The 14,169-nt window shown below is 46.5% G+C and carries 14 protein-coding genes; all 14 read right to left on the bottom strand.

Annotated elements, in window-relative coordinates:
• Positions 1-40: 40 nt before the first annotated feature.
• Positions 41-1,414, bottom strand: coding sequence for a serine/threonine protein kinase (locus OCV77_RS03660; protein ID WP_262573432.1), 1,374 nt, complete (start codon positions 1,412-1,414; stop codon positions 41-43).
• On the bottom strand, positions 1,395-2,138 hold the full coding sequence (locus OCV77_RS03665; protein ID WP_262573433.1) for a PP2C family protein-serine/threonine phosphatase: 744 nt from the start codon (positions 2,136-2,138) through the stop codon (positions 1,395-1,397). The genes OCV77_RS03660 and OCV77_RS03665 overlap by 20 nt, the downstream gene beginning before the upstream one ends.
• Before the next feature lie 195 nt (positions 2,139-2,333).
• Positions 2,334-3,392: an RIP metalloprotease RseP gene (rseP, locus tag OCV77_RS03670; RefSeq protein WP_262573436.1), complete on the bottom strand. Its 1,059-nt coding sequence runs from the start codon at positions 3,390-3,392 to the stop codon at positions 2,334-2,336.
• 6 nt (positions 3,393-3,398) lie between these two features.
• Positions 3,399-4,547 carry a 1-deoxy-D-xylulose-5-phosphate reductoisomerase gene (gene dxr / locus OCV77_RS03675; RefSeq protein WP_262573869.1) on the bottom strand — a complete coding sequence of 383 codons (1,149 nt, stop codon included), beginning with the start codon at positions 4,545-4,547 and terminating at the stop codon, positions 3,399-3,401.
• Between the two features lie 55 nt (positions 4,548-4,602).
• Positions 4,603-5,427: a phosphatidate cytidylyltransferase gene (locus tag OCV77_RS03680; RefSeq protein ID WP_118797646.1), complete on the bottom strand. Its 825-nt coding sequence runs from the start codon at positions 5,425-5,427 to the stop codon at positions 4,603-4,605.
• Positions 5,428-5,430: 3 nt separating this feature from the next.
• Positions 5,431-6,156 carry an isoprenyl transferase gene (locus OCV77_RS03685; RefSeq protein WP_262573439.1) on the bottom strand — a complete coding sequence of 242 codons (726 nt, stop codon included), beginning with the start codon at positions 6,154-6,156 and terminating at the stop codon, positions 5,431-5,433.
• A gap of 80 nt (positions 6,157-6,236) precedes the next feature.
• Positions 6,237-6,785 (bottom strand): ribosome recycling factor, encoded by a 549-nt coding sequence (gene frr / locus OCV77_RS03690; RefSeq protein ID WP_262573441.1) that lies wholly within the window; start codon positions 6,783-6,785, stop codon positions 6,237-6,239.
• A gap of 14 nt (positions 6,786-6,799) precedes the next feature.
• Positions 6,800-7,495, bottom strand: coding sequence for a UMP kinase (pyrH, locus tag OCV77_RS03695; protein WP_262573443.1), 696 nt, complete (start codon positions 7,493-7,495; stop codon positions 6,800-6,802).
• 12 nt (positions 7,496-7,507) lie between these two features.
• Entirely contained in the window at positions 7,508-8,269 is a 762-nt protein-coding gene (locus OCV77_RS03700) for a polymer-forming cytoskeletal protein (protein ID WP_262573444.1), read from the bottom strand.
• A 50-nt stretch (positions 8,270-8,319) separates the two neighbouring features.
• Positions 8,320-9,258: a polysaccharide deacetylase family protein gene (locus OCV77_RS03705; protein ID WP_118797641.1), complete on the bottom strand. Its 939-nt coding sequence runs from the start codon at positions 9,256-9,258 to the stop codon at positions 8,320-8,322.
• Between the two features lie 123 nt (positions 9,259-9,381).
• The gene (locus OCV77_RS03710) at positions 9,382-11,070 is read right to left on the bottom strand and encodes a peptide ABC transporter substrate-binding protein (protein WP_262573446.1); all 1,689 of its coding nucleotides are present in this window, start codon (positions 11,068-11,070) and stop codon (positions 9,382-9,384) included.
• A gap of 47 nt (positions 11,071-11,117) precedes the next feature.
• Positions 11,118-12,107: an ABC transporter ATP-binding protein gene (locus tag OCV77_RS03715; RefSeq protein WP_262573447.1), complete on the bottom strand. Its 990-nt coding sequence runs from the start codon at positions 12,105-12,107 to the stop codon at positions 11,118-11,120.
• A complete protein-coding gene (locus OCV77_RS03720; protein WP_262573450.1) occupies positions 12,100-13,101 on the bottom strand; it encodes an ABC transporter ATP-binding protein in 1,002 nt (333 codons plus the stop codon). The genes OCV77_RS03715 and OCV77_RS03720 overlap by 8 nt, the downstream gene beginning before the upstream one ends.
• Before the next feature lie 17 nt (positions 13,102-13,118).
• Complete coding sequence (locus tag OCV77_RS03725) at positions 13,119-14,165, bottom strand: ABC transporter permease (protein ID WP_118797637.1); 1,047 nt, start codon at positions 14,163-14,165, stop codon at positions 13,119-13,121.
• Positions 14,166-14,169 lie beyond the last annotated feature (4 nt).

Raw genomic sequence — 14,169 nt, forward strand, 5'->3', positions numbered from 1 at the left:
CCCACGTGATTAAATCTCTTCTTCCATGATATGTGATATGCTAAACATTTTCAAGAAGAAAAATCCGGCTTCTGCGTATCTGTCCATCTGCTTCTGTTGCCAAAAGCTGCAGAGAAACCGTTCCTTCCGGGAGGTTCTCCCCTGAAATTTCAAATCGGACTCTTTTTTCTACCGGCAGACTGGCACCCTCCTGTAAAAGCAGCTTTCTCCCCTTTTCATCCCTCATCTCAACAAAAAGCTCTCCTGTGTCTTCGCCGTCTGCATGCACCATCTGCGTCGTCCGTTCTTTCTGTGCTGCCTGCACTGTCATCACTGTACTCTCATATCCCGGCTGGAAACAGACACCCAGGAGGAAGGCCAGAAGGAAACCCGCCACATACATTCCCGGAAATGGTTTCTCGCTCAGAAGAATACTCTTTTCCCTCTTCCTGATAAATTGCTTCCTCCCTGACTTTCCAAATGCGATCCGGTGATACAGTATATCCGCTGCCAGAAAAATGCATGGTCTTTGCAGAAATGGAAACGGGAATTCTGTTTCTGGCACACCTTTAAGCAGTGGCAGAACTGCAGATGCTGCCACAAGACAGGTAAACACCATGGCAATTCCTTTTTTTAACGGGAAATGGTATCTTTGCCCTCTTCCTTCCCTGCAGGAAAGAAGTGCTTCTTTCAGTTCCTCCGTGCTCTGGTACCTGTCCCCCGGACGCTTCTTCAGGCAGATTTCTGTAACACGCTGCAGTCCCTCCGATATTCCTTTGTCATACTCCCTGACTGGATATCTCTCCTTTTCATATGCCCCGGCTCTGACACCCGTCAGCATTTCATGCAGAACAGCGCCCATACTGTAAATATCCGCTGCCTTTCCCGTACGGCCATGCATCCACTGTTCGGGTGCACTGTATCCGAGGGTTCCCAGCATAAACTGCTCCCTCCCATTTCCGCTTCCAAACAGGAATGCTCCTCCAAAGTCGATGAGCCTTAGATGCCCGTCCGGCTGTATTATGATATTGGCAGGCTTCAGATCACGGTAAATAACAGGTGGATTCTGGGAATGCAGGTAATACATGACGTCGCATAGAGCCAGCATCCAGTTCACTGCCATCTCCTCCCTGACCGCTCCAAATTTACGGATATATTGCTCCAGTGTGATTCCTTCCACATATTCCATGACAATACAGAAATTTCCTTTTTCCTCAAAGAAGTCCAGAATAGCAGGAAGACCCGGATGTGTCAGACGCTTCAGCAGCTCTTTTTCTGCAATAGCAAATGACCTTTTCTGTTCTTCTCTTCCCTTACTGACCTTCACCGCACAAAGCCTGTTCAGGTGAAGATCCTTTACCAGATAAACACATCCCATGCCGCCTTCTGCAATCGTCCGCAATACCTCATATTTATTACAAAGAATTTCCCTCAAATCCTTCTTCCTCCCTTTTCAAAAGTACATAAATGGCTGAGAGATTGTCCCTCTCCCCCTGTCTCTTTCCATAGCTTCCAATTTCAGAAAGCCGCTTCTGAATCTGTTCCTCTGTAAGGATCTCAGATGGATCCAGCATTTCCAGGAGCAGCTCCTCTGCGGCCCTGCCCCAAAATCCATCACTGCATAAAAGAAACCCTGTTTTTTTATGATATCTTCCAAATCTGACATATACCTCTGACATGGGAAAGCTTCCCATACATCTCGTCAGAATATTTCCTTCCCCTCTGTGATCCTCAGTCAACTGTCTGATCCTCTTTTTTCTGATCTCATAGATCCTGCTGTCCCCCACATGCAGGATCAGATACCTTCTTTTCATAAGCAGAAGCACAGAAAGCGTTGCCCCAAGGGATATCTCCCGGCTGTCAGCGTATTTCTGCAGCATCCCCACGGTTTCATAAAGACACCTGAAAAAACTATGTCTGATTTTCTTAGAGCTTTTCCCTTTCCTGATCAGAGGAAGGATCTCTTCGTAAAAATGCTGCTGAAGCCGTTCCATCAGGAATCCGCTTGCAACCTCTCCTGCCGGCAGTCCACCGATCCCATCACTGACGGCTGCCAGCAGAATCCGTCCCTTTCCTGTATTAACCTGCTCAACAAGGACAGAGTCCTGATTAATTTCCTTTTTTCCGCTATCCCAGTAAAACCCGGACATAACCTCCATAAAACGACCTCTTTCCCTGGAAAATTACCTGAATGCTGTCTGAACCCAGCGTTCCTGTAGAATAAAAGAATAAAAAGATTCTTCAGATGTGATCCAGTATAGTACAGAATAAAAAAAGAATCCATTGTACAAAACAGCCAAAAAGTACATTTTGGTAATTCTGTACAGGATTCTTTTTGTTTTTCGTTATTTTATCTACAACAGTTTTGATATATCATTTACCAGAACAAAGACCATCAGGATCATAAGTGCGATCATTCCGCCTAAATGCACTAATCCTTCCTTTTCCGGCGGTACCGGCTTCCCACGTACCATCTCTACCAGCAAAAATACCAAACGTCCGCCATCAAGTGCCGGAAGCGGCAGAAGATTCATAACACCAAGGCTGATAGAAAGCATCATGGCGATATTCACCATATTGATGATTACATTGGACATTCCATAATCCTTTACCGCATCGTAGGTCTGATCCACGTATTGTACCATTCCCACCGGACCTGATACTGCGTCTGCAGACAGCTGTCCCCTTACCAGCATAACAAGACTCTTAGCTGTAGCCTTAACAGTATACTCAAGTACATAAAAGCCATACTGGAAGGTCTCCGGAACTGTACAGATTTTCAGATCTGTGCCTCCCATAATTCCAATGTACCACGTATCTCCATTTTCATCATAAACAGGATTCAGGATCACTTCATCCTTTTCCCCCTGTCTCTCGTACTCAATGGTCATGGAGCCGCCCTGTCCTATCAGCGCTGCCAGGCGGATATCTTCCCACATATGGATCTTCTCTCCGTTGATCCGTGTGATCACATCCCCCTCCTGAAGTCCTGCTGCCTCAGCGGCACCGCCTTCTGTAACACTGCTTATAGTCGGCATCATGACACCACAGAACCATACAATGATCAGCGCAAAAAGATATGCGATCACAAAGTTTGCCACAGGACCTGCCAGCACCGTGGCGAATCTGGCACCTACACTGGCCTTCTGGAAAGAACCTTCTCCTTCTTCACTCTGCTCCTCTCCCATGTTCTGCCCGTCTTCTCCTTCAAAAACACAGGCACCACCAATAGGCAATAGCTTCAGGGAATACTTCGTTCCTCCCTTTTCGAAGGAAATCAGGGAAGGTCCCATTCCAATGAAAAATTCTACCACGTGGATCCCATTTTTCCTGGCGATCAGGAAATGTCCAAGCTCATGGGAAACAACAAGCACGCAGAATATGATAATAAATAAAATAATAGAAACGATCAACTTAAATTATGACCTCCTGTGACTTTCTACAAATGCATGTGCCTCTGCTTCTGCCTCAAGGATCTGCTCCACGCTGGGATTCTCTACAACCTTATGATTTTCCATAGCTCCCTGGATCAGATCATAGATCGTCAGGAAACGGATCTTCTTATCAAGGAAAAGAGCCACTGCCCTCTCATTGGCTGCGTTAAACACGGTAGGCATGCTTCCACCTGCATGAATGGCTCTATAGGCCAGCGGAAGTCCCAGAAACGTATCCGTATCCGGCTTTTCGAAGGTAATACTCTTCATCTCGTAAAAATCGAGTCTCTTCCCTGGCAGAGGCCTTCTGTCAGGATAAAACAGCGCATACTGGATCGGCAGCTTCATATCCGGCGTGCCAAGCTGTGCCATAATACCGCCATCCTCGTACTCTACCATGGAATGGATCACACTCTGCGGCTGCACTACAACCTGGATATTCTCCGGCTCCACATTAAAAAGCCATTTGGCCTCGATCACCTCAAGTCCCTTATTGACAAGGGTGGAAGAATCCACTGTGATCTTTCTTCCCATGGACCAGTTAGGGTGCTTTAAGGCATCCTCTACCGTAATATCTGCAAGCTCTTCTCTCTTCTTTCCGCGGAAGGGTCCACCGGAGGCTGTCAGCAGGATCTTGCTGACACGCTTTCTGTTTTCTCCGTTCATAGACTGGAAGATTGCACTGTGTTCGCTGTCTACCGGCAGGATCGGAACCTTTTTTTCTGCGGCAAGAGGCATGATGATATGTCCTGCTGTGACTAGTGTCTCTTTGTTGGCAAGGGCAATGGTCTTCCCTGCAGAAATAGCGGCAATGGTAGGACGGATACCGATCATTCCCACGATCGCTGTTACCAGAATATCCATATCCTCCATGGCAGCAAGGGTAAGGAGCCCATCCATGCCGCAGAGCACCTTCACCGGAAGATCTGCCACTCTCTCCTTTAAGTCCCTGGCTGCCTCTTCTGTCCACATAACAGCAAGCTGTGGCAGAAATTCACGGATCTGCTGTTCCATAAGGGTGACACTGGTTCCCGCTGCCAGGGCAGTAACCTGCAGATCCTTATTATTTCTTACGATTTCAAGCGTCTGGGTTCCGATAGAACCGGTAGAACCCAGTACTCCTATCCTTTTTATCTTATCCATTTTATTTCCTCTTTATCAGGTATTCAACAGAATTACCGGAAGCATATCAGACATTCAGCAGAATTTCCAGCAGCAGATAGATCATGGGCGCTGTGAAGATCACACTGTCAAAGCGGTCCATAACGCCGCCATGCCCAGGAATCAGCTTGCCATAATCCTTGATATCATGATTTCTCTTAATCGCGGAAGCAGCCAGATCCCCGATCTGGGAGATCACTGCACCTGCTGCACTGATCAATACAAAGACCCATGTCACATTCTGCTCCGTGATCACCGGCTCTACCACAAAGTACCCATAAAGCCCGCCTACGATCGCGGCACCAAGGACACCTCCAATGGCTCCTTCTATAGATTTCTTGGGACTCAGCTTTGGCACCATCTTATGCTTACCGATCACGATCCCCACAGCATAAGCACAGGTGTCACAGATCCAGGAGCTGATAAAGATCATCCATACGGAATAATTTCCATAGGGAAGCGTCCTTACCAGATATATGCAGGACAGCATGACCGGCGCATAGACCACGTTGAAAAAGGAACTCATGATCTGATCTGCGTGGAACTTCGGAAAAGTAAGCACATACAGAAACATAAAGGCAATCAGTATCATGATCAGAACAAGAAGAAGCATTTCTTCCTCCTGCTTTGTAAAGACCATTACGAGATAATAAGCCACAATTCCTGTATAACCAATGATCTCCAGACCGGAAGGCTTTCCCTTTTCCGTAAGACCGCAGGCCTTCATCAGTTCACGGTATGCAGTAAGGGAAAGGAATAGCAGCACAGCTGCCAGAAGATAGCCGCCCGTCAGTATTACCACAAGGGCAAGCACTACCAGCACGATACTGCTGATCAAACGTGTTTTAAACATGGACTACTCCTCCTCTATCCTGCCGTATCTTCTGTCTCTATGATTATATGCTTCCACTGCCTTTTGCAATTCTTCTTTTGAAAAATCGGGCCATGCCACCGGTGTAAAGTAAAACTCCGTATAGGCTAATTCCCATAAAAGGAAATTGGAAATTCTCTGCTCATTACAGGTACGGATCAGCAGATCCGGATCCGGGATCCCTCCCATGTCAAGTGCGTCTCCGATCTGCTCCTCTGTAATTTTCAAAGGATCCAGTTCTCCACTTTTCACCTTTTCTGCGATCTTCTGACAGGCTCTCCGTATCTCGTCCCTGCCACCATAATTCAGGGCGATCTGAAAATGCAGACCGTCATTTTCCTTCGTAGATTCCTCCAGCTCCTCTATCCGCCTCTGGATATCCGGATCCAGTCTGGTCTTATCCCCAATGATCCTGACACACATCCTGTTCTTCTTTGCAGTAGTCAGACAGGTTTTCAAATAATTACGAAGAAGCTTCATCAGGGCATCCACCTCGTCCTTTGGCCTGTTCCAGTTTTCTGTACTGAAAGCATAAACCGTCAGATAGGAAATCCCCATTTTGTAGGCTTCCTCACAGATTGTTTCCACAGTCTTGGCTCCCTGCACATGTCCGTAGTTTCTCGGCATTCCCTTGCTCTTTGCCCATCTGCCATTGCCATCCAGAATGATTGCCACATGAGTTGGCATTTTTAGATTTTGCTGCTCTGCCATATTTCCTCCTGCTTAAAAAACAGAGCCCGGAAAACGGACTCTATTTTATGTTTGTTCATTTTGCTGCCAGCCTGACCGGCTTATACCGTAAGGATTTCTGCTGATTTGGCTTCTGTCAGCTTATCTACTTCCTTGATATACTTATCCGTGATCTTCTGCAGTTCTTCTTCTAACTGCTTTACTTCATCCTCGGAAATTTCTTTAGCGATCTTCTTGAATGCTTCATTACCGTCTCTTCTGATATTTCTGACAGCAACCTTGCACTCCTCTGCCTTCTTCTTAACTTCCTTTACCAGATCCTTTCTGCGTTCCTCAGTCAGCTCCGGGAATACCAGACGGATCACAGAGCCATCATTGGAAGGCGTAATACCGATATCAGATGCAAGGATCGCTTTTTCGATCTCTTTGATCAGGCTCTTTTCCCAGGGTGCGATCTGGATCATCCTCGCTTCCGGAATGGTTACATTTCCTACCTGCTGGATCGGAGTAGGTGTTCCGTAATAATCAACCCTCAGTCTGTCAAGTACGTGAGGATTGGCACGTCCTGCACGGATTCCCTGATAATCTGCTTCCAGATGATCGATTGTTTTCTGCATTTTCTCATCATATATTTTGATCTTTTCGTTCATGGTTTTTGTCCTCCCTATACGGTTACTCTGGTTCCTGTAAATTTGCCGTTTACAGTATTCACAATGCTGTTCTCTTCATTTAATCCAAACACCCACATGGGCATTTTGTTGTCTCTTGCCAGAATGGAAGCTGTCATATCTACCACCTGCAGATTCTTCTCGATCACCTCATCGATTGTGATGCTGTCATACTTCTTTGCATCCTGACTTGTCTTGGGATCCTTATCGTATACACCATCGATAGACTTGGCAAGCAGAATGACCTCTGCCTCTACTTCAATGGCTCTCAGTACAACACCAGTATCAGTAGAGAAATATGGATGTCCGGTACCGCCTGCAAAGAACACGACCATTCCCCTGCTGAAATATTTATTGGCTCTGTCCTTGGAGAAAAGCTTGGTAAAGGATCCGCACTCAAAGGGTGTCAGCACGGCTGTCTTCATACCAACACTTCTGAAGATCTCAGAAACATAAATACAGTTCATGACAGTCGCCAGCATCCCGATCTGGTCAGCCTTGGTCCTGTCAATATTTTCACTCGTACGGCCTCTCCAGAAATTACCGCCACCGGTTACGATACCCACTTCAATCCCACTGTCTGTCAGCTCTTTAACCTGAAGTGCCACCTTTCTTACTGTTTCTTCATCAAAGCCAGTTTTTTTGTCACCAGCAAGGGCTTCACCACTCAGCTTAAGCAAAATTCTCTTCATACCAGTCACCGCCTATTTCATTTTCTTGATCTCTTCAAAGAAGGAGGTCGGATTTACTTCTGCATAGCACTGTGAACACATACCTTCGATCACGGCACCATTGTTGATCTGTACAGATTTGGATTTGATATCCCCCATGACGATAGCAGAAGAATCCAGGACAACGGGTCCCTTCACATCAATATCACCCTTGATCGCACCTGCGATCACAGCACTGTTTGCATACAGGTTTCCGATGATGACTGTACTCTGTCCTACCTTGATAGAGCCACTGCTCTTCAGTTCTCCTGTGATCTTGGCTCCTTCTGCATAGATCTCTGCTGCCTGGGAATTTCCCTGGATGGTACCTGTAATATTCAGTTTACCAAGAGCCTCCACATTACCAACAATGCTTCCTCTGACATCCAGTGCACCCTCGGTTGCAATATTACCATTGATGATCATGCTCTCAGTCAGTGTGGAAACCTCATCACTGGGTCTCTTTCCGGAGGAAGACGGCATCTCTGCTTTCTCTGCCGGCTGTGTATAAGCAGACTCCTTCGTAGCAGAAAGATTATCTACATTATCAAGCATTGCCCCGAGATCCGCATCAAAACCGTTCACTGTACTGCTTTCCTCTGCTTTTTCTGTTTCCCGGACTGCATCTGCGCCATCATCGGCCGCCTCTTCTGCTTCCGCGTTTTTCTTTGCTTCTGCCTCTTCAGCTCCCTCTTCCGGCATCAGCTCATTGACTGCCTGTGATAAATCATCCTTTAAATCTGAGAAAAATCCCATTGGTAAGTCCTCCATTCGCTTCTTTGTATCTTCATGATTCGTAACTGAAATCAATTACTTTCTTCTGTCTGTGCTTTAATAGTATGCTGCACAGGTACCGTGTCATCTGTAATAGGCAGAAAAACAGCATCCTCCTGCAGACGGATTTCTGAAATGATCTCCGGCAGGGCTTCCACCGTCGTATCTTTATTTGCTGCATCATGCATAAGTACCACACAGCTCTGCTGATTTCTGATGCCTGCAAGACAGTTCGCAAGAAGTGTCTCTGCCGGAAGCTCCCTGCTGACTGCATCCCCCGATGCCACATTCCAGTCAAAATAAGTGACCCCCTGATCCGTCAGCCAGTCTGCCAGCTTCTGCATATCTATATTACTCACGGTATTGGAGCTTCCTCCCGGAAAACGGTAAAATCTTGGCCATACACCGGTCAGTTCATATAGATATTCCTGCAGCTTTTTCATATCAGTCTGAAAATCTTCCTCAGAATCATAAATATCCGCATAAGAATGACTGTAGGAATGCATGCCAAGCGTGTGTCCCTCTTCTACGATCCTTCTGTATGCCTTTTTGGAAGCTTCATCCGTCTTCCCTACTACAAAAAAGGTTGCCTTCACATCGTAGGCCTTCAGGATATCCAGGATCTCATCCGTATTACTGCTCGGTCCGTCATCAAAGGTAAGGTAAATCTTTTTTTGACCCTCTTCTTCCTCTCCGGCTGCCGGTGTCCCTGCGTCCTGCTCTTCCTGCAAAGCTTCTCTTTCGGATTCTTCTATCGTTTCTGTCAAGAAAGCTCCTGCCAGATTTTTATTTTCATCCTCCAGCTCCTGGATAACAGCTTCCTGCTGTCTGATCCTGTCGGATAGCTGATGCGCCCGGACACTCAGTATAATACTCGCTGTCACAGGAATAAGTACAGCCATCATAACTCCGCCAAGGATCATCTTCTTCAGGCGGTTGATCCGCTTTCTGCGGGTGGCCGACTCTTCCATATGCCATCTGCTCCTTTAACACGATTTGCTTATAGTTTAACACAAAAAGAGAGCAGACTCAAGTAACCATTTGAGTCTGCCCTCAGAATTATCTTACCTTATCTGTAAGCCTGTAAGTCTGCCTTATTCTGTGATATCTGCGTACATGAAGTACCAGTATCCGTAAGGTGAATGCCAGGATCCTGTGATCTTGTCACTCTGTAACCAGAAATCGTTGTAATATGCAACAGGGATACATCCAGCTTCCTCCATCAGAATGTCTTCTGCTGTATGGAGAGCCTGTGAACGCTCGTCAGCATCCAGTGTTGTTCTGGAAAGATCGATAGCTGCATCGTAGTCTGCATTGGTGAACTTACCATCATTGTTACCATTGGTTGAGTAGAACAGATCCAGCATATTGGAAGGATCACTGTAGTCTCCTACCCAGCCGTTACGTGCAACATCAAAATCACCGTTACGACGCATAGGTGTGAAGGAAGCCCACTCAACGATATCTACCTGAAGGTCGATACCAATCTCTGCCCACGCCTGCTGTAAATATTCAGCAACTACCTTGTGGTAACCGGCATCGTTGGTTGTATATGTGATGGTCGGGAAGCCTTCCCCATTCGGATAACCGGCATCAGCCAGAAGCTGCTTGGCTTCTTCCAGATTTGCTTCATAGTTGGTAACATCGATATAAGACTTACCACCGTTTGCATTATCCTTGAACTGCTTTCCGTCCATATCGATCCAGCCGGTTCCTAGAAGATTGTCTGCAGGTGAATAGGTTCCCTGCATCAGGGTATTTGCAACATAATCACGGTCAATAGCAAGGCTTAATGCCTTACGTACCTTTGCATCCTTGAATGCATCTCTTTCAAGGTTCATGCTGAGGTAATAGGTACCAATGATAGGATCTACATAGAAATCAGCACTGTCCTTTAAGGTAGGGATCTCTTCTGTAGGAACATCCTTGATCATCTGGACTTCACCTGTCTGGTATGCACTGTATGCAGCGTTGGAATCCTCGATCAGGTTCCACTTGATACCATCAAGCTTGATTGCATCAGCATTCCAGTAGTAAGGGTTCTTAGTCATCATGATATAAGATCCGGGAACCCACTCAGATACATAGAAAGGTCCATTGCTGATGTATGTCTCAGCACTTGTTGCCCATGCATCACCATTTGCTTCTACAGTTGCCTGCTGAACAGGGCTTAAGGTAGCAAATGCTGCAAGGCTTCCGAAGTAGGAGCAGGGAGTGTTCAGAGTAACAACCAGAGTGTTGTCATCAGAAGCAACTACCTGAAGGGCGTCAAGATCACCCTCAATTGCCTTGTCATAGCCTTCTACCATGGAAAGTACAGTTTCAGCATAGGGAGCAGCTACCATAGGATCGCATACTCTCTTCCAGCTGTAAACAAAATCATTTGCATTTAAATCAGAACCATCTGACCATTTAAGACCCTCTCTTAAATGGAATGTCCAGGTAAGTCCGTCTTCGGATACTTCATAGGACTCTGCCTGTCCGGGTATCAGCTGACCATCTTCATCAACTGCCAGAAGGCATTCAAAAGAATGTAATAACATGTTACCACCATCAACAGCGCTGTTTAAAGCAGGATCAATGGTTTCAGGATTAGGTCCTACCTGTACGGATAAGATCTTCTCACCTGTTGCAGAAGCAGGGGCTTCTGCCTCTGTCTCTGTTCCAGCTGTCTGTCCGTCTGCTGCAGAATCAGTTGCTGCTCCATTGGAGCTTCCGCCGCAGGCTGTTAAGCCAAGAACCATGGCAGCTGTGAGAACGAGTGCAAGTGCTCTCTTTTTCATAATACTTCCTCCTATAATAAATAATAACTCTTATATTGTTACCATATTTAGTTACACTTGTCAATATGATGGCAGGCGGCAAAATGTCCTTTTTCAATTTCTTTCCACTCGGGAGCAGCCGCAGCACAGGTTTCATCCGCATAGGGACATCTGGTACGGAACCGGCATCCTGAAGGGGGATTTAAAGGACTTGGAACATCTCCTTCAAGCACGATACGTCTATTTTCCCTGGCCTTTCTCGGGTCGGCAATAGGGATTGCGGAGATCAGGCTCTTCGTATAGGGATGAAGAGGTCTTGTGATCAGCTCATAGCTGTCAGCCAGCTCCACCATTCTTCCCAGATACATAACGCCGATCCGGTTGGAGATATGCTTTACTGCAGAAAGATCATGGGCAATAAACAGGTAAGTCAGCCCCATCTGCTCCTGCAGATCCTCAAACATATTGATGACCTGTGCCTGAATGGAAACATCCAGTGCAGAGATCGGTTCATCACAGACAATGAATTCCGGATTCACTGCCAGTGCCCTCGCAATACCGACTCTCTGGCGCTGACCACCAGAAAACTCGTGCGGATAACGGTTTGCATGCTCAGAATTCAATCCGACCCTGCGAAGCATTTCTATAATAATGTCATATCTCTCTTTTTTGTTTGCCGCCATCTTGTGTACGTCAATGGCTTCCCCGATGATATCACCGACTGTCATTCTGGGATCCAGACTGGCATAAGGATCCTGGAAAACGATCTGCATTCTCTTACGGTAAGGCAGCATATCCACCTTGATCTTCTTTTCTACATCAAAGATCACATCACCGTCATAAATAAACCGTCCGCCGGTAGGCTCATAAAGCCTAAGGAGGGTACGTCCTGTAGTGGTCTTGCCACAGCCTGACTCACCAACAAGTCCCAGCGTTTCTCCCCTCTCAATGGTGAAGGAAACATCATCTACCGCCTGGATATATTTTTTATTTTTGCCGTATCCCCCTGCCGGAAAATACTGCTGTAAATGTTCTACCTGAACTAATGTATCACTCATTGGCTGCTCCCTTCTCCATCTCTTCCTTCTGATTCAGCCAGCACTGGGTATAATGCACCTCATCAAAGTTTGTTACCGGAGGCATTTCACGAAGACAGATCTTCATACATGCTTCGCATCTCGGTGCAAACGGGCATCCTGCAGGCGGGTTCAGAAGGTCAACGGGTGTTCCTTCAATGGGAACCAGTCTTTCATGTTCCTTTGTGTCAATTCTCGGAATGGAACGGATCAGTCCCCTGGTATACTGATGCTTCGGATCGTAGAAGATATCCTCTGTAGTACCGTATTCCACGATCCTGCCGGCATACATAACTGCGATCCTCTCGCACATGCTGGCAACCACGCCAAGGTCATGGGTGATCATGATGATCGCCATGCCAAGCTTGTCCTTCAGTTCCATCATCAGCTCCAGGATCTGTGCCTGTATGGTCACATCAAGTGCTGTTGTCGGCTCATCTGCGATCAGGAGCTTTGGTTTGCAGGCAAGTGCCATAGCGATCATGACTCTCTGTCTCATACCACCGGACAGCTCATGAGGATACTGCTTTAATCTCTTATCAGGCTCATTGATACCAACAAGGGTAAGCAGCTCTTTGGCTCTTTCCCTGGCCTGCTTTCTGTTCTTATCTGTATGGAGAAGAATCACTTCCATGATCTGATTGCCTACGGTATATACCGGATTCAGACTGGTCATGGGATCCTGGAAAATAATGGATACTTCATTTCCACGGATCCTTCTCATTTCCTTCTCACTCATTTTCTCGATCTCATGTCCATTAAACTGCAGACTACCGCCGATCAGCTTACCGGGATATGCCGTCAGCCCCATCAGACTGTAGGCTGTTACAGACTTACCGGAACCACTTTCTCCTACAATGCCAAGCACCTCGCCTTCCTTCAGATGAATGGACACATCATTTAATGCCTTTACTTCACCAGCAGGTGTGAAAAAGGAAAGTCTTTCATTTTTAATATCTACCAGATATTCTGCCATTTTCTCTCCCTCCTGCATTAATTTTTCAGCTTGGGATCAAATGCATCCCGAAGACCATCACCGAAAAGGTTAAAGCTCAGAATGATCAAGCTGATCAAAAGAGCCGGAATAAACAAAAGATACGGATACGTATTCATACCGTTGATTGCGTCACTGGCAAGGGAGCCAAGGGACGGAAGCGGTACGGCAACACCCATACCAAGGAAGCTTAAGAAGCTTTCTGTAAAAATGGATGAGGGGATCTGCAGTGTAGTGGTAACGATCAGAGTACCGATACAGTTGGTCAGCAGATGCTTTCTGATGATCTTTCCATTGCTTACGCCGAGTGCCCTTGCTGCTGTTACATATTCACTTTCCTTCAGCATCAGGACCTGGCTTCTGACCATTCTCGCCATACCTACCCAGTATAAAAGGGCAAATACAACAAAAATACTGATCAGGTTTTCACCTACTATGCCTACCCAGGCAAAGCCTGCTACATTCTTCAGCCGGGACAGGGGATCCTTTAGTGCAAAGGATAACAGTACGATCAGCAGGATATCCGGAATCGTGTATATAATATCAACAATACGCATCATGACCAGATCCACCCAGCCTCCAAAGAAGGCTGCCACAGATCCGTAAATGGATCCGATGATCAGGATGATCCCTGTTGCGATCAGACCAACTAACAGAGAAATACGGCTTCCCATCATGACACGGATGGCGTAATCACGTCCCATCTTGTCTGTGCCAAAGACATGAGGGAATACCTTTTCACCGGCATCGATCCTTGCCTGCTCCTCTGCAGAATACTGCATGGGGCGCAGGTTGTTTGCTCCCTTGATCTGCTCCTTATAGGAATAAGGATAAAAGGAAGGAACCACAAAGGAAAAGATCATGATGATAATGATCACTACAAGGCTTACCATAGCCACCTTATTTTTGCGGAGACGACGTCCGCCATCCTTCCAGAAGCTGACACTCTCACGCATGATCACCTGACTCTGCTTTTCTTCCTCTGTTGCCGGGAGAAAATCTTCAGGCTTTAATTTTAATTGAAAACTGATTGGATTTTCTTTCATGGGG

Origin of the sequence: Suilimivivens aceti (assembly GCF_025567405.1) — a bacterium.
GTDB lineage: Bacteria > Bacillota > Clostridia > Lachnospirales > Lachnospiraceae > Suilimivivens > Suilimivivens aceti.